This window comes from Streptomyces sp. NPDC018263 (assembly GCF_055562575.1).
Genome location: NZ_JBVHFA010000002.1, coordinates 431296 through 454057 on the forward strand (window position 1 = coordinate 431296; position 22762 = coordinate 454057).

Annotated in this window: 28 protein-coding genes and 2 pseudogenes; 16 read left to right on the forward strand and 14 right to left on the reverse strand. The window is 72.0% G+C overall.

Annotation, left to right across the window (positions count from 1 at the left end):
- The first annotated feature begins 3 nt into the window (after positions 1-3).
- Together ACZ3HQ_RS06850 and ACZ3HQ_RS06855 are read left to right on the forward strand one after the other, a co-directional pair.
- A complete protein-coding gene (locus tag ACZ3HQ_RS06850) occupies positions 4-363 on the forward strand; it encodes a hypothetical protein (RefSeq protein WP_467508640.1) in 360 nt (119 codons plus the stop codon).
- A 15-nt stretch (positions 364-378) separates the two neighbouring features.
- Positions 379-867, forward strand: coding sequence for a hypothetical protein (locus ACZ3HQ_RS06855; protein WP_467508641.1), 489 nt, complete (start codon positions 379-381; stop codon positions 865-867).
- Positions 868-932: 65 nt separating this feature from the next.
- Here the strand turns inward: ACZ3HQ_RS06855 and ACZ3HQ_RS06860 are convergent, their stop codons facing one another.
- Both ACZ3HQ_RS06860 and ACZ3HQ_RS06865 read right to left on the reverse strand, forming a co-directional pair.
- Positions 933-1373 (reverse strand): VOC family protein, encoded by a 441-nt coding sequence (locus ACZ3HQ_RS06860; protein ID WP_467508642.1) that lies wholly within the window; start codon positions 1371-1373, stop codon positions 933-935.
- 120 nt (positions 1374-1493) lie between these two features.
- Positions 1494-4043: a hypothetical protein gene (locus ACZ3HQ_RS06865; RefSeq protein WP_467508643.1), complete on the reverse strand. Its 2550-nt coding sequence runs from the start codon at positions 4041-4043 to the stop codon at positions 1494-1496.
- A gap of 102 nt (positions 4044-4145) precedes the next feature.
- Here ACZ3HQ_RS06865 and ACZ3HQ_RS06870 point away from each other — a divergent pair, with 102 nt between their 5' ends.
- Positions 4146-4673, forward strand: a complete 528-nt coding sequence (locus ACZ3HQ_RS06870) for a hypothetical protein (RefSeq protein ID WP_467508644.1) — start codon at positions 4146-4148, stop codon at positions 4671-4673.
- A gap of 92 nt (positions 4674-4765) precedes the next feature.
- On the opposite strand, the gene ACZ3HQ_RS06875 is transcribed toward ACZ3HQ_RS06870, so the two are convergent.
- A complete protein-coding gene (locus tag ACZ3HQ_RS06875; protein ID WP_467508645.1) occupies positions 4766-5926 on the reverse strand; it encodes an FUSC family protein in 1161 nt (386 codons plus the stop codon).
- A gap of 85 nt (positions 5927-6011) precedes the next feature.
- Positions 6012-6302 carry an MmyB family transcriptional regulator gene (locus ACZ3HQ_RS06880; RefSeq protein WP_467508646.1) on the reverse strand — a complete coding sequence of 97 codons (291 nt, stop codon included), beginning with the start codon at positions 6300-6302 and terminating at the stop codon, positions 6012-6014.
- Positions 6303-6313: 11 nt separating this feature from the next.
- Between ACZ3HQ_RS06880 and ACZ3HQ_RS06885 the strand changes: the two genes are divergently transcribed.
- Together ACZ3HQ_RS06885 and ACZ3HQ_RS06890 are read left to right on the forward strand one after the other, a co-directional pair.
- Positions 6314-6601: a hypothetical protein gene (locus ACZ3HQ_RS06885; RefSeq protein ID WP_467508647.1), complete on the forward strand. Its 288-nt coding sequence runs from the start codon at positions 6314-6316 to the stop codon at positions 6599-6601.
- Positions 6598-6981: a hypothetical protein gene (locus ACZ3HQ_RS06890; RefSeq protein ID WP_467508648.1), complete on the forward strand. Its 384-nt coding sequence runs from the start codon at positions 6598-6600 to the stop codon at positions 6979-6981. The genes ACZ3HQ_RS06885 and ACZ3HQ_RS06890 overlap by 4 nt, the downstream gene beginning before the upstream one ends.
- A gap of 24 nt (positions 6982-7005) precedes the next feature.
- Here ACZ3HQ_RS06890 and ACZ3HQ_RS06895 read toward each other — a convergent pair whose 3' ends face one another.
- From ACZ3HQ_RS06895 to ACZ3HQ_RS06905, 3 genes are all read right to left on the reverse strand, one after another.
- Positions 7006-7695, reverse strand: a complete 690-nt coding sequence (locus tag ACZ3HQ_RS06895) for an HAD family hydrolase (RefSeq protein ID WP_467508649.1) — start codon at positions 7693-7695, stop codon at positions 7006-7008.
- Positions 7696-7771: 76 nt separating this feature from the next.
- The gene (locus ACZ3HQ_RS06900; protein ID WP_467508650.1) at positions 7772-8977 is read right to left on the reverse strand and encodes a cysteine desulfurase-like protein; all 1206 of its coding nucleotides are present in this window, start codon (positions 8975-8977) and stop codon (positions 7772-7774) included.
- 201 nt (positions 8978-9178) lie between these two features.
- Positions 9179-10045, reverse strand: coding sequence for an alpha/beta fold hydrolase (locus tag ACZ3HQ_RS06905; RefSeq protein WP_467508651.1), 867 nt, complete (start codon positions 10043-10045; stop codon positions 9179-9181).
- Between the two features lie 80 nt (positions 10046-10125).
- Here ACZ3HQ_RS06905 and ACZ3HQ_RS06910 point away from each other — a divergent pair, with 80 nt between their 5' ends.
- Complete coding sequence (locus ACZ3HQ_RS06910) at positions 10126-10566, forward strand: MarR family winged helix-turn-helix transcriptional regulator (RefSeq protein ID WP_467509053.1); 441 nt, start codon at positions 10126-10128, stop codon at positions 10564-10566.
- A 17-nt stretch (positions 10567-10583) separates the two neighbouring features.
- Here ACZ3HQ_RS06910 and ACZ3HQ_RS06915 read toward each other — a convergent pair whose 3' ends face one another.
- On the reverse strand, positions 10584-11306 hold the full coding sequence (locus tag ACZ3HQ_RS06915; protein WP_467508652.1) for a class I SAM-dependent methyltransferase: 723 nt from the start codon (positions 11304-11306) through the stop codon (positions 10584-10586).
- A gap of 165 nt (positions 11307-11471) precedes the next feature.
- Entirely contained in the window at positions 11472-12512 is a 1041-nt protein-coding gene (locus tag ACZ3HQ_RS06920; protein WP_467508653.1) for an SGNH/GDSL hydrolase family protein, read from the reverse strand.
- Positions 12513-12932: 420 nt separating this feature from the next.
- On the opposite strand from ACZ3HQ_RS06920, the gene ACZ3HQ_RS06925 reads away from it, so the two are divergent.
- From ACZ3HQ_RS06925 to ACZ3HQ_RS06965, 9 genes and pseudogenes are all read left to right on the forward strand, one after another.
- Positions 12933-13391, forward strand: a complete 459-nt coding sequence (locus tag ACZ3HQ_RS06925; protein WP_467508654.1) for a hypothetical protein — start codon at positions 12933-12935, stop codon at positions 13389-13391.
- Between the two features lie 476 nt (positions 13392-13867).
- A complete protein-coding gene (locus ACZ3HQ_RS06930) occupies positions 13868-14320 on the forward strand; it encodes an SRPBCC family protein (protein ID WP_467508655.1) in 453 nt (150 codons plus the stop codon).
- A 141-nt stretch (positions 14321-14461) separates the two neighbouring features.
- Positions 14462-15505 (forward strand): acyl-CoA dehydrogenase, encoded by a 1044-nt coding sequence (locus ACZ3HQ_RS06935; RefSeq protein WP_467508656.1) that lies wholly within the window; start codon positions 14462-14464, stop codon positions 15503-15505.
- Positions 15502-16263: a PIG-L deacetylase family protein gene (locus tag ACZ3HQ_RS06940; protein WP_467508657.1), complete on the forward strand. Its 762-nt coding sequence runs from the start codon at positions 15502-15504 to the stop codon at positions 16261-16263. The genes ACZ3HQ_RS06935 and ACZ3HQ_RS06940 overlap by 4 nt, the downstream gene beginning before the upstream one ends.
- Positions 16260-16886 carry an SAM-dependent methyltransferase gene (locus ACZ3HQ_RS06945; RefSeq protein ID WP_467508658.1) on the forward strand — a complete coding sequence of 209 codons (627 nt, stop codon included), beginning with the start codon at positions 16260-16262 and terminating at the stop codon, positions 16884-16886. The genes ACZ3HQ_RS06940 and ACZ3HQ_RS06945 overlap by 4 nt, the downstream gene beginning before the upstream one ends.
- On the forward strand, positions 16883-17602 hold the full coding sequence (locus ACZ3HQ_RS06950; RefSeq protein WP_467508659.1) for a glycosyltransferase family 2 protein: 720 nt from the start codon (positions 16883-16885) through the stop codon (positions 17600-17602). Before ACZ3HQ_RS06945 ends, ACZ3HQ_RS06950 begins: the two co-directional genes overlap by 4 nt.
- 107 nt (positions 17603-17709) lie before the next feature.
- Positions 17710-17927 (forward strand): annotated as a pseudogene (locus ACZ3HQ_RS06955) (zinc-binding dehydrogenase); the annotation flags it as partial.
- Between the two features lie 182 nt (positions 17928-18109).
- On the forward strand, positions 18110-18424 hold the full coding sequence (locus tag ACZ3HQ_RS06960; RefSeq protein WP_467508660.1) for an STAS domain-containing protein: 315 nt from the start codon (positions 18110-18112) through the stop codon (positions 18422-18424).
- Between the two features lie 487 nt (positions 18425-18911).
- A complete protein-coding gene (locus ACZ3HQ_RS06965; protein WP_467508661.1) occupies positions 18912-19115 on the forward strand; it encodes a cold-shock protein in 204 nt (67 codons plus the stop codon).
- A 67-nt stretch (positions 19116-19182) separates the two neighbouring features.
- On the opposite strand, the gene ACZ3HQ_RS06970 is transcribed toward ACZ3HQ_RS06965, so the two are convergent.
- The 5 genes and pseudogenes from ACZ3HQ_RS06970 to ACZ3HQ_RS06990 all read right to left on the reverse strand — a co-directional run bounded on the left by ACZ3HQ_RS06970 (position 19183) and on the right by ACZ3HQ_RS06990 (position 21755).
- Positions 19183-19791 (reverse strand): hypothetical protein, encoded by a 609-nt coding sequence (locus ACZ3HQ_RS06970; RefSeq protein WP_467508662.1) that lies wholly within the window; start codon positions 19789-19791, stop codon positions 19183-19185.
- Between the two features lie 292 nt (positions 19792-20083).
- Positions 20084-20257: pseudogene (locus tag ACZ3HQ_RS06975) on the reverse strand (ABC transporter permease); the annotation flags it as partial.
- Between the two features lie 74 nt (positions 20258-20331).
- Positions 20332-20775: a DUF2267 domain-containing protein gene (locus tag ACZ3HQ_RS06980; RefSeq protein WP_467508663.1), complete on the reverse strand. Its 444-nt coding sequence runs from the start codon at positions 20773-20775 to the stop codon at positions 20332-20334.
- 58 nt (positions 20776-20833) lie between these two features.
- Positions 20834-21229 carry a DUF2267 domain-containing protein gene (locus ACZ3HQ_RS06985; RefSeq protein ID WP_467508664.1) on the reverse strand — a complete coding sequence of 132 codons (396 nt, stop codon included), beginning with the start codon at positions 21227-21229 and terminating at the stop codon, positions 20834-20836.
- A 94-nt stretch (positions 21230-21323) separates the two neighbouring features.
- Complete coding sequence (locus tag ACZ3HQ_RS06990) at positions 21324-21755, reverse strand: Hsp20/alpha crystallin family protein (protein WP_467508665.1); 432 nt, start codon at positions 21753-21755, stop codon at positions 21324-21326.
- A 126-nt stretch (positions 21756-21881) separates the two neighbouring features.
- Here ACZ3HQ_RS06990 and ACZ3HQ_RS06995 point away from each other — a divergent pair, with 126 nt between their 5' ends.
- Positions 21882-22514 carry a type III effector protein gene (locus ACZ3HQ_RS06995; protein WP_467508666.1) on the forward strand — a complete coding sequence of 211 codons (633 nt, stop codon included), beginning with the start codon at positions 21882-21884 and terminating at the stop codon, positions 22512-22514.
- Positions 22515-22762 lie beyond the last annotated feature (248 nt).

Genomic DNA, 22762 nt, shown 5'->3' on the forward strand with positions numbered 1-22762 from the left:
GGCGTGGTCCCTCGCCCGCCTGCCCGTACGGATGCCGGTGGACTGCCGGGCCGGATCGGTGGCATCGTCATCGAGCGTGACGAAGCGAGGTCTCCTGGCGGTGGCGCCGCAGTACACGCCACCGGCGACGGCCTCCCGCCCGGTCCTGACGCCCCGGTGCTGATCAGCGACGTGGTGACCTGGGCAGCGGAGTTCCGCCTCTACGTCCTGGACGGCGAGATCCGCGACCGGCGGTTCTCCCGGCACATCGAGGACGCCGACCTGACCGGGCTGAAGCACTGGCGTCCCTCGGCCGGTCACGTAATGCCGGGGAACCCGGTGCCGGTGTGTGCTCGCAAGTACACTCTGCGTACGCCTGGTTGACGGAGAGGACATCCGATGGCCCTGGATCTGCCCGAGCTGGAGCGTGTCGCCGGTGTGCTGGAGGAGGCACACGTCCTGCTGGAGTCCGATCGCGAGCGCCTGGAACAGCAGCCCAAGACAAGCGCGTTGGCGGACACCGCCGCCGGCAGCCCCGCGCAGACGCTGCGCGGCGTCAGGGACCTGTCGGAAGAGATGGCCAAGTCACGGCAGCAAGTCGCCCTGGCCGCCGGTTACTCCGTGCTCGGCTTCGACCAACGGGCCGACCACACACTCAAGATGGCCCGCAGGCACCTCGTGTCCTTCCCCTCCGGCGCGGACCGCATGGCCCGCCCCCTCGGCGAGGCCACCGTACGGGCGCTGGAGTTGATCCGGGACCTCGGCTTCTTCGACCCGGAGGTCTCCATCGCGATCGACGTCGCCCTCGCCGCACCCCAGGCCACCTACCCGCCGGCCGACTGGGACGCGTGGATGCGCGAGCGCAGGCAACGCGGCGAACGGTTCTGACCGCCGACGGGACGAGCGAACAGGGAGGGGAGCCGCGCCTCGTACGCGCTCCCCACGTGGACGAATCAGTGCAGTTGTTCGGCCAGGCCGACGATGAATCCCTCCGGGCTCCGGAGGTAGCAGAGCAGATAGCTGTCCTCGAACCGGGCGATCCCGCCCACGAGTTCGGCGCCGTGCGGCCGCAGGCGGGCGACGGTGTCCTCGATGTCGTCGACGGCGAACATGACACGGTGGGTGCCCAGGACGTTGTGCGGCCGGTCGCGCGGGCCGCCGTCGATCAGCTCGGGACTGCGGTACTTCGCCAGCTCCAGCCGGCTGTGGCCGTCCGGTGTCCGGAGCATCGCGATGTCGCAGTGGACGCCGTCGAGCCCGGTGCACCGGTCGGCGAAGCCGCCCCGGACCTCCCCGCGGCCCTCCAGCTCCATGCCGAGTTCCTCGAAGAACGCGACGGCGGCCTCCAGGTCCGCCACCACGATGCCGACATTGTCCATCCGCTGAATCGCCACGCTGCCTTCTCCCTCTGCCTGCGAACCGGCCGAACGCTCCCTCCGGGAACGTATCCCCGGACGGAGCGCTCGGCACGGACGCCGCACCCGGCGGCCGGCGAGAGGCAGCCCCGCCCCCCGTCAGGCCCGGACCGTCAGGTACTGCCAGCCGCCCCAAGTGCTCACGTTGGTGGTGTCCTTGGCGCCGCGGACGTACTCCGAACGCACCCGGAACTTCTGGCCGACCGCGTTCGAGAGGGTCAGCCCCGACGCCACCGCGCTCCTGGAGCCGAGCGTGAAGCAGCCCGAGGTGTTGAGCGTGTGCCAGGCGCCGCTGTAGTACCGCTGGGCCTGGAACTTCACGCACTGACCGGACTTGTCGGGCGACACGGTCACGGTCACCGTAGGACGCGTCCTGCGGTGGTAGACGCGGTAGGTGGTGCCGCTGTACGTGGTGCTCGTGTAGTAGCCGCTCAGCGCCTGCGCCACCTTCACCTGACCGCTCACGGCGCGGCTGGCCGTGGCCGGCGCGTACCGGTGGTCGCCCGCGTACGACGCCGTGAAGGTCGTGTTGTGGGTGACCTTGTACGTGGCCCTCAGGTTGCCCTTGCTGTCCACGGTGCCCGTCTTGACCAGCGCCTTCTTCCCGCCGGCGGGCGTGGCGTACAGCGAGACCGTACGGCCGTTGTACGTGGTGCTCAGGTGGGCGGTCACGGTGGCCGTCGCGCCGTACGCGTACGTCGCGGCGTCGGCGGCCACGGACAGGCTCGTCGTGGTGCGCGAGACCTGGACGGTCGCGGAGGCGGTGGCGGCCCGGTGGGCGGTGTCGCCCGCGTAGGCGACCGTGTAGGTGTTGGCGCCGCCGGTGGCCGGGGTGTCCCTGACGGTGATCGCGCCGTCGGCGGCCACGGGGGCCGTCCACGTCACGGGCGTCGTGGTGTGCGCCGCGTCCGTGCGGGTCACGGTGACCGTCTCGCCGCCCGCGTACGGGCCGTCGCCCAGGCGGGCGTTGAAGGCCAGCGCTGCGCCGCGCGTGGCGGTCGCGGGGGCCTGCAGGGTGAGGGCCGGGGCGTAGGGGGAGATGACGGTGCTGATGTCGTTCGCGCCCGGCTGGTGTGTGGCGTCACCCTTGAAGGAGAGGCTGTAGGTGAACCCTCCGGCCGCCCCCGGGTCGTCGGTGACCGCGAACTCGCCGGTGGCCGGGTCCAGCGGGGCCGCCGGGAGCCGCGTCGACTCGTGGGTGTCCTCGTTCGTCCGGGTCACCTGGACGGCGGTGCCCTGCGCGAAGGGGCCGCGGCTCAGGTCGGTCATGACGGTGCCGGTGAAGGCGACCTTGTGCGGTGCCGCCGAGCTGAACTCCGGGTACGGCACGGTGGTCCCGATCCTGGACACCCACACCGTCAGCGAGGTGGTCGCGGGCCGGTGCGTCGCGTCGCCCGCGTACGACACCTGGTAGCTGTAACCCCCCTCGTCCTGACGGGTGTCGGTGATAGCGAACGAGCCGTCCGCGCCCACTGTCGCGTCGGGCAGCTCGGCGCCGTCGCGGGTGACCTTCAGCGTGGCGCCGGCCGGTACGAAGCCATGCCCGCCCACCGTCCCCGCCAGTGTGAACCGCTGGGTGGGAATGGCATACGGCGAGGGGGAGTCGAGCGACAGCTCGGTGTCCGTGAGCTTGGCGTCGCCGAGGACGCCGAGGGCGTAGGAGCCGTTGTCGCGGGTCACGGCGTAGAGCGTGCGGCCGTCGGTGCCCCAGGCGAGGCCGTCCGGGGCGACGGCGCCGGCCGGGAAGGTGAAGTGGTTCTCCGCGATCTGGTCGGCCGCGTAGACGTAGGCGCCCGCGCCCGAGCCCGCCGGGGCTCCCAGCGCGATCGTGCCGTCGGAGTCGACCGCGACGGCGTCGGGGGAGGAGTTCACCCCGCCCGTGAAGTACCCGCGCGGCGGGGCGGCGCTGAGGTCCGCCGTGCTGTACACGTACACGGACGCCGACTGCGGAACGAGGAGCTTCGTGCCGTCCGCGGTGACCTTGACGGGGCCGGTCGCGGTGCCGCCGAGGCCCATGTCGGCCTTGGGGGAGGGGGTCCCGGAGGAGACGTCGTAGGTGGCGACCAGAGTCGTGTAGGGCTGGGCGCCCTGCACCGCGAGCACCCCGCCGCCGGTGCTGAGGAGCGGGGCGGCCGACCAGTGCGGCATGGCGGGCTGCGGGGTCGGCGCGGGGGCGGCGGGGTCCAGCGAGCCGACGGTGCCCTTGCCGTCGGCATCCGTGTAGCCGTACCACACCTTGCCGCCGGCCACGGCGACGGAGACCGGGGCGCTGGCGGTGCCGGTGTCGACGCGGCCGGTCTCGGTGAGCGTCGCCGTGTCGATGACGGCGATCGCGTCACCGTCCGTCAGGGCCGCGTACAGCGTCCCGCCGTCGGCGGACAGTGCGAGGCCGTCGGCGCCCTGCTCGCCCTCGACCGTGGCGACGGGGTTGCCGGACAGGTCGGTCACCACGATGCCGGTCGTCCCGGCGCCCTGGCTGAAGAACAGGTGCTGGTGCGCACCGTCGACCACCATGTGGGCGTAGTGCGACAGCGGCAGCACACGGGCACCGTCGGCCCGGGCGACGGGGCCGGTCAGACCGACGGTGGCGGTGGTCAGCCCCGCGACGACGGAAATCGCCGCCGCGAGCGAGACCTGCTGGAGGCGCATGGTGCTCCTGGGAAGAGGGTGAACAGGCAGCCGAACGCCCCATGAGACCGCTGACCTGTCCCTTTGGTTGTACGCTGCGCGTCCAGGCATGGAGGGGGAGCGATGTTCAGCAGGCGACTGGCGGTGGCCGGAGTGACGGCGTTGGTCATGGCGGGACTGGGCGGCTGTTCGGGCGACGCCGGGGGAACGCACACGGGCGCCGGGAACCACGTACGCACCGTGGACGACGCCCCCGCCCCCTCACCGGACACCGTCTCCGGACTGCGCGACGAAATACGCCACGTCTCCGCCGTGACCACCAGGGCCACCCGCCCGCACCTGGTACGACGCTGCACCGATGCCACACGCCGCGTCACCCACACCCGCAGCACCGGCTCCGGCAAGCGGCGCTCCGTACGCACGTGGTACACCACCGAGCACTACCAGCGCTGCGAAAAGGTCCGTCAGGGTACCGAGACGTACCGGCGCGTGACCCGGCCCGAGCACTGGTGCGTACGCCTGGACGACGTCGGCGGCAACCGCTCCCGCGACGACATCTGGTACCGGGTCACCCGCACCACGTACGGCGACGCCTCCGCCACGCACGACCACGCCCGCCTGGAGTTCAGCCCGCTGGCCACCGGCTGCTGACGGGCGGGGCGCGCGCCGCTCACCGGTGCCCGCGATGCCGTACGCGTGGGCGTCGGGGAAGGTCCCGAGTGAGGGAACCCACGACGGCCGCTCTACCCGTCAGCCGTGTCCTTCAGGGCGTCGCACGTGTTCTGGAACTCCTCCATCAGGCGGGTGGCCTCCACGACCAGGACGCCGTAGGGGCGGGAGGCGTCCGACAGGGGCAGTCGGTTGTCCTGGGCGGCGCCGATCACCTTCCGCAGGGCTTCCTGGGCGGTCGTCGCCAGGCGGCACATCTCCTGCGCCTGTTCGGCCAGGGTGTCGCTGTCGAGTTCGGCGATGACGTGGGCGATGTCGCGCAGGGCGGCGGCGAAATCCGCGTACGCCCTGAGGACCGGGGCGTAGGTGTACGTGTCCTCCGTCTCGCGCCAGCGGCCCAGGCTGCGGGTGAGTGAACCGAGCTGGTAGACCGCCCGTTCCAGCGCGTCGACGCTTCGCCGGTAGCGCTCGAAGCCCAGGTAGCCGCGGTGGGCGGGCAGGAACCGGCGGGGGTTGAGGGGGAGGCTGTTCTCCGCCGTGTGCAGTCCCGCGCGGGCCTGCCCGACCGCGTGCTGCGCGCGCTCACCGGCCCTGCGCCACTTGGCGGCCCGGTCCGCGTCCACGTCGCCGGCGCTCAGACCGTCGGCCATGTCGTCCAGCAGGGTCTCCAGCCGCCCGGCCAGCACCTGGACCCCGTGCTCGGCGCTGCGGTACCGCAGCGGGGGCGCGACGCAGAGATTCACCAGTACGCCCAGGCCGCAGCCGATGAGCACGAGCAGGACGATCTGCCCGAGCTGGTTCACCTTGTCGCCCGTGGTGGTCGCGGTGGCGTACGTGGAGAAGGCGAAGAAGGCCGCGGTGGCGACCTGCGAGCGCTGCTCGCCCAGGGCCGGCCACTGGCCGATGCACAGGGCGATGACGGCGACCAGGACGAAGGCGAACAGGTCCGGGCCGGCGAGGAAGCCGATGACCGCCTGGACGGCCACGCCCACGGTGACCGCGGCCGTGTAGCGCAGGGCCTGCCAGACCGACTTGTAGACCGTCGCGTTCATGATCAGTACGGCGGAGAAGGGCGCGAAGGCCGGTGAGGCCGCGTTCAGCAGATCGTGCGCGATCCACCACGCCAGCGTCGCCGCCAGCGCGCTCTTCCCGACCAACAGCACCGTGTTGCGTTCGTGCCCCGGCGTGTCCCACGCCCGCCTCAGCCACGCCACGCGGCTTCGCGACCACTCCATGCGCTTCTCGCCTCGACCCTCACTCACCGCATCCGTACAGGTTAGGCAGGTACCCGCTGTGGAGCAGGTATGCGGAGGGCGGTCCTCAGCGGGCGTCGTGGCGCCGGCGCGGCCCGGCCGTGTGCGCGTCCGGTGCGGTGGCGGAGGGACGGGAGGCGGCACAGACGAGGGTCTCCCAGTCGAGGGTCAGCTCGCAGACGAGGGGGTGGCGGGGCACTTTGACGCCCGTGGTCTGGGCGGCGACGTTGTGGGCGGCCCACCAGCGGCGGAAGTGCGGGTCCCTTATCGACAGGTCCCCGACGAGTTCGGTGAGGCGCGGATCGTCGGGGTGGCGGGCGGCCGCCATGCGCAGGAAGGCCACACAGTCCGGCGCCACGGCCTCCCACCATGAAGACACTGGAGGCCATCGCGGCCCAGCGCACCGCCGAGGCCCGCGGGGGCGAGCAGCGGCTCGACAGCTCCCTGCCGCCCTCGGTCGAGAAGGCACGGGAACTCGGCCTGGTCCCGCCCCTGCACATCGACGTCGCGGAGGCCACCGAGTACTACAAGACACCGTGCGGCGCCCACCCCCACGGCACGAACCTCTGGTCGTTCTCCTCCCTGGCGCCCACCGTCTGGTTCGACGCCCACCACCTCGCGGACAGGCTGCTGACCCCGGGTAGCGTTCCGGCATGACCTCAGAGCCGCCCAGGTTTCCGCCGTATCCGATCCGGGGCGTGCGGATACTGCACCAGAGGCAGAACTGCGCACCGCAATTCGCGGGTGTGGAGGTGGATTTCGAGCCTGCGGAGGAAGGCTTCGCCTTCGAGGTGGCTCCAGGGCTCACGGTGGACTACGAACCCGCCGAGGCCCTGCCCCGCTTCTTCGCGGCCGCTGCCCTGGGGATCGAGGAGCAGTTGCGCTTGCCCGAGCACGGAGTCGTGGTCGCCACTCGGGTGGTGCTGCGGCGAGCCCGCGCCGATACCTTCGGCTCCCACGAACTGGCGTTCAAGATCGCTGGTCACCTCGTCGCGCGCGAGGCGCTGGAACGTACGGGACGCCCGGCTGTCGGATGACGCATGCCGTCGGTGGGACGCGTCTCAGGAACGCCGTCCCAGCGGGCTCTGCGCGAGGGAGGCGAGCAGTCGTTCCGGGTCGTCGTACACCACGTCCGCGCCGGCCTTCTCCAGGTCCTCGCGGGGAATCCCGCCGCACAGCAGCCCCACGCAGGTGACCCCCGCCCGGGTGCCCGCCTCCATGTCCCACACGGTGTCCCCGACGAACACCGATCGCTCCGGTACCGCCCCGGCCAGCTCAAGCGCCTGCTCGACCGGCTCGGGCGCGGGCTTGCCCTCCGAGACGTCGTCGGCGCTCGCCATGCCGCTGATCGCGTCGTCCGCGTCGAGCGCGGTCCGCAGCGCGGACAGCTCCTGGCCGCCCGCCGACGTGGCCAGTACGACCTTCCATCCCTCGTCCGCCAGCCGCCGCAGCAGCCGCCCGGCCTCCGGCAGGGCGGTCAGCCGCCCGAAGTACTGCCCGTACAGCGTCTTGTGCGCGGCACTGAGCGCCTCCGCCTCCGCACGCGCCCGCTCCTCACCCAGCAGATGAGTCACCAGATCACTCGACGCCAGCCCGATGGCCCGGTGAATCGCCTGCGACGGCACATCGTGCCCCGCCTGCCGCAGCGCCTCCCACCACGCCGTGACATGCAGATAGTTGGTATCCACGAGAGTGCCGTCCACATCGAACACGGCGGCCCGAGCCGCGCCTCGGTCATCGGTGGGGGGCATGGAACGCACCTCGTCTCCTCGTGCCGGCATTCCCTGCCGGGTACCCGTTTTCCCCCAGGGGAACGGTGGTGATCGCTCAGCCCTTCAGGAACTCGGCCAGACCCGCGACCAGCCGTTCCACGTCCTCCGTGTCGCTGTAGGGCGACAGCCCCACGCGCAGGCCGCCGGTGTCGCCGAGGCCCAGGTGGCGGGAGGCTTCGAGGGCGTAGAAGGAGCCGGCCGGGGCGTGGACGCCGAGGGTGGCGAGGAAGTGGTAGGCGTCAACGGCGGGGCGGTCGCGGAAGGTCAGCAGGAGGGTGGGCGTCCTGTTCGCCGCGCGTGAGTGCGTCATCACGCCGTCGAGGGCGTACAGCGCGGCCTCCGCCGTCTCGCGCAGTGCGTCCTCATGGGTCTCGATCGCCGCGTAGGCCGCCCGGAGCCGGTCGCGCCGGCTGCCCTCCCGGCTCGGGGCGAGGTCCGCGAGGAAGTCCACGGCCGCGACGGTCCCGGCCAGCGCCTCGTACGGCAGGGTGCCCAGCTCGAAGCGCTCGGGGACCGCGTCGCTGGACGGGGCGAGCTTGTCCGGACGCAGCGTGGCGAGGAGCGCGGGGTCGGCCGCGAGCACGCCATGGTGGGGGCCGAAGAACTTGTACGGGGAGCAGACCGCGAAGTCGGCACCGAGGTGAGTCACGTCCACGAAGGCGTGCGCCGCGAGGTGGACGGCGTCGACGTGGAGCAGCGCGCCGGCGTCGTGCACGAGGGACGCGATGGCCGGGAGATCGGGCCGGGTACCGATCAGGTTGGACGCGCCGGTCACGGCGACCAGCCGCGTACGCGGGGAGAGCAGCGCCCCGATGGCCTCCGGCGGCAGCTCACCCGTCGCCGGGTCGAACTCCGCCCAGCGGACGACCGCGCCGACCCGTTCCGCGGCCTGAATCCACGGCCGGATGTTGGCGTCGTGGTCGAGCCGGGAGACGATGACCTCGTCGCCCGCCGTCCACTGGGCGGCCAGGGTGCGGGCGAGGTCGCAGGTGAGCTGGGTGGCGCTGCGGCCGAAGACGATGCCGGCGGGGTCGGCGTTCAGCAAATCGGCCGTCGCGCACCGGAAGCCGGCCACGATCCGCTCGGCGTTGATCTCGCCGGGGGCGACCGTGCCCCGGATCGACAGAGGACTGCTGAGGGCGCCGGCGATGGCCTCGATGACGGGCGTCGGGGTCTGGGTGCCACCGGGGCCGTCGAAGTGCGCGATACCGGCCTTGAGAGCGGGGAACTGAGCGCGCAGGGCGCTGACGTCGTAGGTCACGGAAGAGTCCTTGCGTCGCGGGGGCGGGCCGCCGGGCGGATACCTCACCTGTGGCCCGGTGTGATCGTCGCAGAAGGGTGTCGCCGCCGACAGGGTGCCCACGCACTGTCAACGGGCGGTGCCCGCTGCGGAAGTCTCCGGGGCCGTCCACGCGAGGGCACCCACCGTCCGGCGGGTCACCCACGGGGTCACAACTCGGGGTCACCGGGCTGCGGTGCCCCTGTCCTCGCGGTCACGGGCGAGGAAATCCAGCAGCCGGTCGTTCAGCTCCTCCGGCGCGGTGAAGGGGAGGGAGTGGTGGGCGGCGCCGGGGAGTACCGCCACCTCGCCCCGCGAAAGCGTCCGGCGGGCCCTCTCGGCGACCTTGCCGACGTGATGGGCACGGCTGCGCTCCGCGAGCAGGACCAGTACCGGCATGCGGAGGCCGGCGGCCGGGGGGCGGCCACCGGCGACGAGTTTGCGGCCGGGGAGGGTGGTGGCCAGTGCGTAGACGCGCTGCCAGGTCTCGTCCAGGTGGTCGTTCCCCGTCTCCCAGGCCAGGAAGGCGCGGGCGCGGCCCTCGCTCGGGCGGATCAGCGTGGGCAGCGCGCTCAGCAGATAGCCGGGGCGGAACCCGGCGAAGACCTGGGTGGGGTCGACCAGGGCGAGGCGGCCGACCCGCTGCGGGGCGTGGAGCGCGTACCTGACGGCCAGCCAGGCGCCGTACGAGTGGCCGCACAGGTGGGTGCGGGCGAGCCCGAGCCCGTCCAGCAGCGCGTCCAGCCAGGCCATGAGGTCGCCGGTGTTCCTCAGGGGCGTGCCCCGGCGTACGGTGCGGCCGGCGTCGCCCAGCAGGTCGACCGCGTGGATACGGTAACGCCCGCCCAGAGCAGGCGCGTTGGCGAACCATGCCAGGCCGGTGGCGCCGCCGCCGGGCAACAGCACCAGCGGGGTGCCGTCCGCAGGGCCGTACACATGGACGCGGGTGGGGCCGTACGGCGTGGCGACGTCGCGTTCCTCGGTGGACTCGGGCCAGCGGTCGCGAAGCTCGTCGTAGGCGAGGTCGAACGGGGACGATGACACGGGCATCCCTCTCGATGAGCGATAATCTCGGTGAGCGAGATATTACGCCGTGAGGGAGTGTTCCAGTGGACGATCAGAGCCCCGCCATGCGGTTGGTTCACCTACTGCGCGCGGTCACCGTGGAGTTCGACCTGCTCGGAGCCGAGTTCGCCGCGCGCAACGGCCTGCACCCCACCGACGTACGCGCGCTGATCCACCTCCTGGACGCGGCCCGGTCCGGCACCCGCGCCACCCCCGGATGGCTCGGCGAGCGACTCCGCCTGAACTCCGCCGGCACCACCGCCCTGGTGGACCGCCTGGAACGGCTCGGTCTGGTCCAGCGCAGCCGGGACACCGCCGACCGGCGGCGCGTACTCCTGGAGGTGCGGGAGAAGGCCACGGAACTCGGGTGGACCTTCTTCGGGCCGGTGATCGGCGGGGTGGTGGCGGCCGCGGAGGGGTTCGAGGAGGGCGAGCTGGAGACCGTACGCCGCTTTCTGACGGCGGTCCTGGAGTCCACCGAGCGGGCGGGGCCGGGCCGTTCCTGATCGGCTCCGCCTCCCGCTCAGGGGCCCTCACGCTGAACCCTGTTGACGTCACCACGTCGTGATCGTGCGAAAGTCGTCTCGCAGCCGTTCGCCCGGGCCGGGCTACGGGCCAGCAGGCAGGCGTGCGGTCGGTGCACCCGGCCGCCGGGCTCCTGCTCAAGCCTCGCGATGACGGCGAGTCCGGCTTCCTCCAGCAGGCCGGTCATGCGGTCCAGGGGCAGGAGATACGACTCGTAGGACACCGGGCGGCCGTATCCCCGGGCCGGCCGCAGTCGTTCGTCGCCGACGTAGTCTCCCCAGAGCAGGTAGCCGCCGGGCGCGAGGGCACGGTGGAACTCGGCGAACACCGCCGGGAGCCACTGCGGCGGCGTGTGGTGGGTGGAGTACCAGGCCAGGATGCCGCCCAGCTCCTCGTCCCCCGTCTCCAGCGCGGTCATCGAGCCCACGCTGAACCGGAGGTTCGGATGGGCATGCCGGGCCAGCTCGATCATCTTCGGCGACAGATCGACGCCGAAGGCGGGGACTCCCAGCCCGGCCAGATGCGCCGTCACCCGCCCGGGACCGCACCCCAGGTCCGCGACCGGCCCCAGTCCTGCCGTCCGCACCAGCTCCGCGAACCCCGCCAGCATCGCGCGCGACAGCGGGTCCAGCGCGGCGGGCGGCGGGACGCGTTCGACGTAATCGGCGGCGACCGTGTCGTACGACTCGCGCACGGCGCTCAGGAAGGAGGGCTCAGCCATGCGGGCGACCCTAGGGCCTGTTGTGAGTCCCACTCGCGGAACCGGCGACGGTCTCGCAGCATGGCACGGCAAGGCCCCAGGCCGGGGCGAGCCCGGGGCCTCGTTCAGCAGCGGGTGACGCGCGTCGGAACGTGGGTCGTCCGGGTTCGTGGCTGAGTGGCCTGGTCAGCGGTTGAGGACTTCCTCGATCTTGGCGGCCACTCGTGCGGCCTGGAGGTCCCGCCCCTTCTCGTTGGGGTGGGCGTACCAGGGGATCGGCTGTCCGAATTCGACCTTGGAGCCCTCCAGCAGGCCGCCGATGCCTCGGTTGGCACCGTCGCATGCCGTGTTGCTGCCGGTGTGGGCGTAGAGGTCCACGAAGTCGGCGCCGGTGTCTGCGGCGGCCTTCTTCATGATGTCGTCCAGCCGCTTCTGGGTCTGATCCAGGACGGGCAGCGCGTTCTGGGGGATGTCGGCGAACGGCAGTTCCGTCTGGCCGGGGGCCGCGGTCTGGCACTTGGCCGTGTCCTGGGGCACGAGCCGGGGGTAGCCGACCAGGACCCGATCGGCGTACGGGGAGAAGTGGCTCATGCCGTCGAGCATGTCCACCAGCTCGGCTTCGACCTGCTCGAACTTGTAGTCCAGCCATGCCTTTCCGTCGTCCGAAGTGAAGAAGTCCCGGCACTCGCCGGCCGGGCTGTCCGGGTCCACCGGCGCTCCGGGCAGGATCGCTCCCTCTGTGCCACGGAGCTTGGCGGAGCACTGCTTGAGGAAGTTGGTGAAGCCGAGGGTGTTGCCGCCCAGGCCGCCCACGACCAGCCTGGTGTCGTCCTTGAGCGCCTCCCGCTGCGCCGGAACCGTCCCGGCGCCGAAGGGAAGCCGCTGCTCACGCCAGAAGTTCTCGACGAGTGCGCCGCCGCAGGAGACGTCCGCCTGGACGTTGAGCGTGATGCCCTTGCCTGCCAAGCTCCGCGCGGCGACGGCGGGGTAGTTCTCCGTCGCCTGGAAGCACCAGAACCTGGGGTTGTCGGGGTTGTTCACGGGAGCGATGCCGAAGTCGGCGGTGTAGGAGTCGCCGAAGAAGACGGTCGGCACCGGGGCGGCGGGTGCCGCGTCGGCGGTCCCCACCGGGACGGCGAGCGCCAGGCAACTGCCCAGCGCGGCGGCCGCGGCGGCCAGCCGCCGTGCCCGTGGAGTTGTCGTCGTCTTACGCATGGCCGAAGGCATGCCTGTGCCCTTTCGTCAGAAACGTGCAAGGTGAGCGTTCACATAACTACGCTCCGCATTCATACACATGCGGAAGGTGATGTTCCAGGATCGTGGACAGTAACCGGGCGTTCTCGGCCAATCGCCTTGTCCGCCCGGACCCGGTCGGGCCGGCCGCGTGGCCGACCCTGGCACCCTTCGGCAACAGCGGCTTCAGCACTGCCCACTGCTTCTCTTTCGGGCATGGCGGGAGGGTGGGTCGGCAGTAAGTAGGGTGGTGGCATGGACACATGGGGGCGCAAACTCAGATTCGCTGCGGTGTCGGCGACGGTGGTGCTGGCTCTGACCGGGTTCTCGTCGAGTCGCGGTCATGGGGGCGGCAGCCATCACGGCAGTGGTGGTGGTTGCAGCAACTCAAGTCAGGATCACGACAGTTCGTCGGTGTCGGGCATCGACGACTCGGTCGGGAGCGATCCGTACGGTGATGATGACCCGTACGACGGTTCGTCCAGCAGTGGCGCGTACGACCTCGGGGCGAGTACCGGTGGCAGCGACGGTGGTACGTACCGTTCGCGTCCGGGCAGCCGTTCCACCCCCACGGCATCCCCCGGTGGCAGAGCCCAGGCCCTGAAGGACGGCACGGCCGAGCTTGTCGAGTGCGCGAGCGTGGACGACCCGTACGCGACCGTCGAGGTCAGGAATCCGAACGGACGGCAGGGGCTGTTCACCGTGAAGGTGAGCTTCCTGGACGAGCACGGCTCGTATCTGGCCGACCGCTCGGATCAGGTGTCGGTGCCGCCCATGGACAAGGCAACCGTCCGGGTCCCCGTCGCCAGTTCGGGGCGCGTGGACGAGATCGACCACTGCGAGGTCGAGCCCCGGGCCACCGCCGACGAGTGACCCGGCACGCACAGGGGAGCGCCACGGCGGTCTGTCATGCCAGACCGACCACTTCGTGGTGCGGGCGTGTAGTCGTTGGGCGGACGCAGCTCGAATCCCCCTGCGCGAGGCGGACTCCCATATTGCCTGCCAGGTCTGGCGGGCCGTCAGGCAGGGCGAGCACACCACCAGGTCGGGCCGCTCTGCCGGTCCCGGCCCGCGCGCCATCCGCCCGGGGCCTCGGCCTCGCGCCCGCCCGACGGCGACAGAGGGACGTCCCGGCCAAGCCCCGCCACCGGCTCCGTGGAACGCGAGGCGGGGAAGGCGAGGCCGGCCGTGGGCTCGTCGTGCCGCAGCGCCCCCGACACAACGCGTCCAGACCCCATGGCCGCACCAGTGGCACGCCACAAGCCTTAGACGCCGCGATACGGGCAAGACGGTAGATCAACGTCAGCCCGGCCGGCCCCGCGGGGTCGGCTCACGTCAAGGAGAAGTGCATGTCGCAGGTGGAAGAGTCCATCGAAGTCCGCGTCCCCGTGACGGACGCCTACAACCAGTGGACCCAGTTCGAGGACTTCCCCCAGTTCATGGACGGTGTGGAGCGCATCGAGCAGCGCACCGGGACACTCACCCACTGGAAGACGAACATCGCCGGAGTGGAGCGCGAGTTCGACGCGGAGATCACCGAGCAGATCCCCGACGAGCGGGTCGCCTGGACCAGCGTCGGCGGGGACGCCCGGCAGGCCGGAGTCGTCACCTTCCACCGCATCGACGACGACACCACCAAGGTCATGCTCCAGCTCGACTACGCCCCGGAGAGCCTGACCGAGAAGGTCGGCGACAAGCTCGGCTTCGTCAAGCGCCAGGCCACCGGCGACCTGAAGCGCTTCAAGGAGTTCATCGAGAAGCGCGGCGGCACCGCGACCGGCGAGTGGCGCGGCGAGGTCTGAGCCCACATCGTCGGGGAGAAGGGGCGGGTCCGGACCTCAGCCGGACCCGCCCCTCGTCCGCCGAACCCCACCGGCCGACGCAGTACCACGTCGTCCCCCGACCAGTTCCGGCCGAGGCCGGACGAGCGAGGAGTGCCCTTCATGCACGATGTGCTTCCCCCGTCCGCCCACGCGGAAGAGCCCCCGGACCACAGCGCGCCGGCCCGCTCCCCGGCGGCCGAGGCGTTCACCCGGTACGCCGACGCCCTGGCGGCCGGGACGGCCGACTGCCCCCTGCCCGGCGGCGGCGACACCGCCGCCCGGTTCGACGCGCTGGCGGGACTCGCGCGCGAGGACCTGAGCACGGCCCGGCTGGCGGAAGGGCACCTGGACGCCGTGGCGATCCTCGCCGAGCTGGGCGGGGAGCCGGTGCGTTCCGGGGAGTACTGGGGTGTCTGGGCGGCCGAACCGCCCGGCTCCGGGCTCACCGCCACCCGTACGGCGGAAGGCTGGGTGCTCGACGGGGTGAAGCGGTACTGCTCCGGGGCGCACACCTGCACGAACGCCCTGGTCACCGCGCTCGCCGACGACGGACGCCGACTCTTCGCGGTGCGCACCGGTGACGCCGCCCGCCCCGACGGTGCCGGCTGCCGGCCGGTGCCCGGGACGTGGCAGGCGGTCGGCATGGCCGGCAGCGACAGCCCCGACGTCCGTTTCACCGCCGTGCCCGCCACCCCGGTGGGCGACGTGGAGGCGTACCTGCGCCGCCCCGGCTTCCACCACGGCGGCGTGGGCGTGGCGGCCTGCTGGTACGGCGGGGCGCAGGCGGTGGCCCGCGTCCTGTTCGAGCGGGCCGGGCGGCGCGCCGACCCGTTCACCGACGCGCACGCCGGTGCCGTCGACCTCCGGCTGCACACGGCCGGGACGGCCCTGGCGCGGGCGGCCGAGGAGATCGACGCCGACCCCCTGGACAAGGCCGGTACAGCCGCACTGCGCGCCCTGCGGGTACGGGCACTCCTGGCGGAGGTCTGCGCCGAGGTGCTGGACCGGGTGGGCCGGGCGACCGGCGCGGGACCGCTCTGCCACGACGAGGGGCACGCACGGGCCGTCGCCGACCTGACCGTCTACGTACGCCAGCACCACGCCGAACGGGACCTCGCGGCCCTGGGTGCCCTGGTGTGCCGCGGCGCCGGAGCCGACCGGTGAGCGCCGCCGCCGGGGAGTACGCCGACCCGATCCAGGCGCCCGGCACCGACGAGCGGGAATGGCGCGCCTGGGACGGCTGGGACCGGATGCCGGAGTACGCGTTGCCGACGGCGGGGCGGGTCGTCGTGGTGGCGGCCCACCCGGACGACGAGGTCCTGGGCGTGGGCGGAACCCTCGCCCGTCTTGCGGCGGCCGGGGTCGCGCTGACCGTGGTGTCCGTCACCGACGGAGAGGGCTCGCACCCCGGCTCCACCCGCCTCACCCCGGACCGGCTGGCCGAGCTGCGCGCCGGTGAACTGTGCGACGCGCTCGGGGAGTTGGGTGCATCCCGGGCGGAGGTCGTACGGCTGCGGCTGCCCGACACCGCGGTGGCCCGGCACGAGGAGCGCCTCGCGGAGGAGCTGGCCACCCTGCTGCCGGACGCCGCGCTCTGCCTCGCGCCGTGGACGGAGGACGTGCACGGCGATCACGAGGCGGCGGGCCGCGCCGCGCTGGCCGCCTCCCGCGCGGCGTCGGTGCCGTGCGCGCTGTACCCGGTGTGGCTGTGGCACTGGGCGCGCCCGGGAGACGCCCGGGTGCCCTGGCGGCGGGCCGCCCGGATCGACCTGCCGCCCGAGGTCCAGGCCCGCAAGCGTGCCGCCGTCGACCGGTTCGTCACCCAGATCCGGCCGCTGGGCGACGCGCCGCAGGACGCCGCCGTACTGCCCCCGGACGAGCTGGCCCACCATCTGCGCGGCTGGGAGGTGCTGTTCGGATGACCGGGCGCCGTACTCCTGACGCGTACTTCGACGCCATGTACCGCGCCGCCCGCGACCCGTGGCGGCTGGCCGAGCGGTGGTACGAACGGCGCAAGTACGACCTCACCGTCGCCGCCCTGCCGATGGCCCGCTACCGTCGGGCGTTCGAGCCGGGCTGCTCCGTCGGGGAGCTGACCGTCCGCTTGGCGGAGCGCTGCGACGCCGTACTCGCCTGCGACCGGGTCGAGTCGGCGGCCGCGACCGCTCGCGAGCGCACCGCCGGACTGCCGAACGTCTCGGTGCGCCGGATGCTGGTGCCCGAGGAGTGGCCGGACGGATCGTTCGACCTCGTCGTGCTGTCCGAGCTGCTCTACTACCTGGACGACAGCACCCTGGACGAGCTGCTGGAGCGTACGGTGACGTCCCTGGACCCGGCCGGCACCCTGGTCACCGTCCACTGGAACCACCCGGTGGCCGAGCACCTGAGAACCGGCACCGGTGTCGCGCGCCGCCTCGACGCGCAGCCGGGACTCGCCCTGCTGGCCGACCACCGCGAGGAGGACTTCGTCCTCCAGGTCCACCAGCGCACCGGCCCGGACGGCCGTACACCCCCCGGTGTCGCCGCCCGCGAAGGGCTCGCATGAGCGCGGCCACCGTCGCGGTCGTCATCCCCGCCCACGACGAGGAACAACTGCTCCCGGCCGCCCTCGCGGCGCTCGCCCGCGCCGCCCGCCACCCCGATCTGGCCGCCGTGCGGGTGCTGCCGGTGGTGGTGGCCGACGCCTGCCGCGACCGTACGGCGGCTGTGGCCCGTGACGCCGGGGCCCTGGTCGTCGGCACCGACTGCCGCAACCCCGGCCGGGCCCGTGCGGCGGGCGTCCAGCACGCGCTCGAACGGAGCCTCACCAGGCCATCCGCCCTGTGGATCGCCACCACTGACGCCGACAGCGTCGTCCCGTCCGGCTGGCTCGCCCACCAGCTCGCCCACGCGCGGGAGGGCTGGCAGGCCGTCGTGGGCACGGTGACCCTGCCCCCCTCCTCACCGCTGGCCGCGCCGCACCTCGCGCTGTATGAGAGGACGCGGCCGGCGCCGGGCACCCCCTGGCTCCACCCTCATGTCCACGGCGCCAACCTGGGCTTCGCCGCCGACGCCTACCTCGACGTCGGAGGCTTTCCGCCGCTCACCACCGGCGAGGACAGGGCCTTGGTGCACGCGCTGGAGCGAGGCGGTCACCGGGTCCTGCGCACCGCCGCCTGCCCGGTCCTGACCTCCCCGCGACTGCGCCCGCGCGCCCACGGCGGCTTCGGCCACTTCCTGTCGACACTGGCCCGCACGACGGACGTCTGCCCTCCGGCCTAGCCCCGGCGGACCTCGTTGCGCCCCGGCCCGCTCCGTTTCCGCTTTGGCGAAAGGAGCGTCGACGCAGCGGTGGATGCCGTGGCCGAAACCGAGATGGGCGGAAGCGCGAGCTGACGGGTGATCCGGGACGAGAGCTCACCATCGCCGACCTCGGCGCACCGGAACTCGGCGTCCGGTTCTCCGGAGGATGCCGGACGCGCTCGCGGAGGCCGTCGACCTGAACTCGCGGGGGAGACTGCGCATCCCGGTCGAGAGGTCGCACCCCCTCGACGAGGCGGCGACGGCGCACATCGACAGCCGGGCGGGACACACTCGCGGGCGCCGGGCGCCGGGCGCCGGGCGCCGGGCGCCGGGTGCTGGTCGTCTGCGTCTCGGACGGGGCACGGTGGCGGGAAAGCGCTGGGCATGATTGTCTGGTGACAACTATTTGTTCTGTGGCCTAGAAGGAGGAGCGTGCATCCTCCGGTGTGGGCTTCCAGCCATGCGGCGAGAGCACTCGCGGCCCCCGTGGAGACCTTGTGGGTCATCAAGCTGTGGGGTGACTTCGACGCCGACTCCATCCACGTCGTCGAACGGGTCACCTACGACGTGCTGCGCAGCAGCGTCACGCCCGTGGTGTTCGACCTGTGTCAAGTGGCCTTCGCCAACACGGCCTTGCTGAACCACCTGATCGCGCTCCGCCTGCACCGCCCCGTCGGCCTCGTGGGAGCCGACCGTCTGATGCGGCTGATGATCGAGGTCAGCGGGAGAGCCGACGCCCTCCCCGTTTTCCCCCACCTGGCCGCCGCCGTCTCCGCCTTGTCGGCGGGTGAGGCGTCCTAGGCGTCCAGATCGGAAGGGCAGTCGACCTTGCCGCCTCTTCGCCCATCTGGCACCGCACCGGTGCACCTGGCGAGCGGCTTCGTATGGCAGCACCGGCCAGCGCCTCCCCGGCCACCGCCCTCGCGGCACGCAGGGGCCTCGCTCTGCGGTTGGAGGCGAGCTGATCGCGGCCGCGGCGGTGGTCGGGGCGGCCCCGTGGGAACAAGGGCTCGCCCGGAGGGGCGGTTCGGCCGGGATGAGTGCCGGGTCGAGGCCGCGCGCCGGGCGAGCACTCGATGACCGTCCGCGCGGCCACCAGCGGCGGGCCGACGGACGGGTGAGTCACCGTCGTTGCCCGGTGGTGAGAGCCGATCCCGGCGTGTAGCGTCGCCGGCAGATGCCGTGTCCCGCCCGCGCTCCGGCGTGGGCGTTCTGCTGTGCGCCGCGGGAACAGGGCATCGCTTCGGGTCCGCGCGGTGCGGGCCCGGTCTCGACCGGAAGGCTCAGCATGACCAGCGGTACCGTCAAGTGGTTCAACGCCGAAAAGGGCTTCGGATTCATCGCGCAGGACGGCGGTGGCCCGGACGTCTTCGCGCACTACTCCAACATCAACTCTTCCGGCTTCCGTGAGCTCCTCGAGGGCCAGCAGGTGACCTTCGACGTCACCCAGGGCCAGAAGGGCCCGCAGGCGGAGAACATCACCGTCGTCTGACCGTTCGCGGTCCGCGGGCCCCGGAACACGCTCCGGGGCCCGCTCCGCAGGAGAAGGTGACGCTGTCTCAGATGGTCGGGGTGTCGTCAACCACCGGCCGGTGGATCTCGACGACCGGCTTCCATCCCGCGGTGAACTCGATGAAGTCCGCGCGGGTGGGGTACGTGTCGATCGCGCGACGGTCACGCTTCGGGCTGTCGCCCCCCTTGCGGCCCCGGGGGATCTGCTCCTCGAAGATGTCGACCTTGACGTCCGGGACCTCCTTGAGGCCCTGGCGCCAGATCTGCACGACATCGGCGCCGAACGCCTGCCGGGCCGCGGCGTAGAGGGCCGAGAGGGCACCCTTGTCGCCGCTGGGGACGAAGAGCGCGAGGTCCAGGACGACGCCGGCGGACTGGAGGACCTCGATGGTCTCCGAGCCGCTCTCGTCAGCCACATATATTCCCGCTTCGTTCTCGTCCTCGGGAAGGCACGAGACCTCTTCCTGGAATATGGTCTTCGCCGTTATCGAGCCACCCTCGAATTCCTCACCGGATTTGGTCAGAAAAGCAGGGACATAGCAGCCGGGAAGCTTGAGTTCTGCCGTGTCGGCGGAAACGAAGACCCTGTCCTTCATGCCGAGCTTCGTCACCTCTTCCCAGGAGAGGCGGCGAGCGGCGATCTTCTCCGTGTTCACGATTTCCCTTTCAGGTAGCTCTGTCCCTCAGAACGAGGACGCTACCATGAAACACCCAGGTCAACTGCCCAGCAAACGTTGGGTACATGGCCTTGGAGGGCGGTTGCATTTCGGTGCGTTGGGTGCATCTCGAAGAGAGCAGTGCAAATAGACCAGCTCCGATGGCCTCGGCGAACAGAACGACGGACCCCCGACAGGACGGTCAGGCGTCCTTACGCATCAGCCGGTACGCCGCACCGGCCAGCGCGAGCGCGAACGTCGACTCGCCCGCGTTGCCGGGCAGGTAGACCGATGCTGCCTGCGAGGTGCCGGGAAGCAGTCGGCGCGGTACCGCCGCCGGCGTCGAGCGGATCATGCCGGTGGAGTACTCGGCGGCCGTGACCAGGACCCCGAGGACGTCCAAGGCCAGTTGGGCGAAATTCGTACCGAAGAGCGAGAGGCTCACGGCGGCCTGGCGGGCGAAGTCGGGGTTCACCGCAGCGACCGGAGCCTCCTCCAGCCGGGGGCCCCTGCGTCCTCTCTTCGTTCCCTGACTTCCGGCTATGCGGCAGTGGTGAGTTCGGCGCGGCCGAACAGCAGGGCGTAGCCGCCGGGGAGGTGGGCCAGGATGCGGGTGACGAGGCTGGGGCCGGCGTGGGCGGCGACGGCGGAGAACACGGTTCCGGTGTCCCAGCGGGTGGTGGCCAGGGAGGCGCCGGTGCGAGCGGCGAGGTCCTTGACGAAGGCCCAGCCGGTGAGGGGCTCGGGGTCGGGTGTCTGCGCGGTCAGCACGCGTGCGGCCTCCACGGGCAGACGCTCGGCGAGTTCGGCGCGTTCGGCGCCGGTCAACTGGCGTCCGAGCCCCGCGAGGACCAGGCGGACGGTTTCGTCGGCCTTCTCGCGAGTGGGGTAGGCCCCTTCGTAACGGACCTTCTCCAGCATCTGCTCGTACGCGGTCCCGTAGGGCTGCTGGTGCTCAAGCGGTACGCGCGCGTCGGACATCACTGCGGTGCATGCCTTTCGTGGAGCCGGGATGGGTGGGGTGGTGCGCGGTGCGGCGCCGTCAGGTGGGCTGGGGGCGGCCGAAGAGGAGGTCGTAGCCGACGGGGAGCTGGAGCAGGATCTGTCCCAGCAGGTCATCGCCGGCGGAGTCGGCGACGGTGGACAGCACGGCGCCGACGTCCCACGCCGCGGTCTGTTCGGTGGCGCCGTCGATCCAGGCGGCGGTCGCCCGGACGAACCGCTCCGGGGACAGCGGTTCGGCGCTGTGCAGCGGATTGAGCAGGATCAGGGCGAAGCCCTCCGGCAGGCGCGCCGCGAGCTGGGCGCGGACCTCGCCGACCAGGTGCGCGCCCAGCAGGGCGAGTACCACCCGGGCCGCGCGCTCCGCTTCCGCCGCGGTGCCGTATTCGCCGCGTTCCGTCACGTGGTCGAGGAACGCCTCGCGTCGCAGAGCCATCTCACCGCGCCCCCTTCTTAGGAGTGTCGACAGAGGTGCGGAGGCGGAGCGAGGGGAGACCGGACGCCCGTCCTCCGCACCCGTCCGGCCGGTGTCAGCCGGAGATCTCCTTGCGGCCGGAGCCGACGCCGACAGAGATCTTGCGAGGCTTGGCCCGCTCGGCGATCGGGATGCGCAGGGTGAGCACGCCCGCGTCGTAGTCGGCCTGGATGTGCTCGGTGTCGAGAGTGTCAGCGAGCACGAGCTGGCGGGAGAAGACGCCCAGCGGCCGCTCGGACAGCTCCATCTGCACGTCGTCGGCCTTCGTCGCCGGCCGGCGCTCGGCCTTGACGGTGAGCATGTTCCGCTCGACGTCGATGTCGATGGCGTCCACGGTGACGCCGGGAAGGTCGAACGCCACCACGTACTCGTCGCCCTCGCGGTAGGCGTCCATCGGCATCACCGAAGGCTTCGACCAGGTTCCCGGCCCCATCAGATGCTGCGTCAGCCGGTCCAGCTCACGGAAGGGGTCAGTGCGCATCAACATCGTGAAAACACCTCCAGCAGGTCGGGCAGTTGCTGCCAATGCGCTCACGGGCACTGTTGTAGCATGTCATCGGATGGATGACAAACGTGATGTCATCCGCACGATGACACTTCGAGGGAGGTGCCTGTGACCGCAGCCGACCAGCCGTCCACGACCAGCACGAAGCCCCACAGCCCGGCATCGTTGCTCGCCGCCGAGGCGGCCCTGCACGCCATAGACGACGCCCTCCGCGAGGCGCAGCGGGAATCTCCGCGCGAGTCCGACGGTGCCGGTTCCGGGCCGGAGCAGGCGTTGGCCTCCCTGTTGCTGCTCCGGCAGGTGCGCGAGCGGCTCGCGGGATGGGAGACCGGCCTGATCGAGACCGCCCGCGACGCGGGCGCGAGCTGGGCCGACCTCGCCCATCCACTCGGCGTGGCCAGTCGCCAGGCAGCCGAACGCCGCTATCTGCGCGGTCGGCCCGGCCCCGCCGGGACCACCGGCGAGCAGCGCGTGACGGCCACCCGGCAGGCCCGGGCCGCCGGACGGACCACCGCCGCCTGGGCCCGCGCGAACGCCGCCGACCTGCGCCGCGTCGCGGGCCAGATCACCGCCCTCACCGACCTGCCCGCCGGCGCCCGCCGCCCGCTCGCCAAGCTGCACGCGGCCCTCGCCCACGACGATCCCGCCGACCTCGTCGCCCCCTTGACGGCCACCCGTCCCTATCTGTCCGCCGCCCACCCCGACCTCGCCGCCCGGCTCGACACCCTCACGCCCCCCTGAATGCAGCCGAGTTGGCCGAACGTGCTGCCCTCGGATCGGACCGGCCGCCGGAACACCCTGCGAACAGGCCGGCGGCCGTACTCCTCCACAGGGCGCCGCCCTCGCGGACGCGCTGAGAGGGCATGCCGTCGATACATCACCTCCTTCGATACAATGGTGAACAAGGCCAGCCGGCTCCTGAAGGAGATCGAGGAGGCCGACGGCCGGCCCCGGGAACGCCGCAAGCGGCGGTACGCCGCGTCGCATCT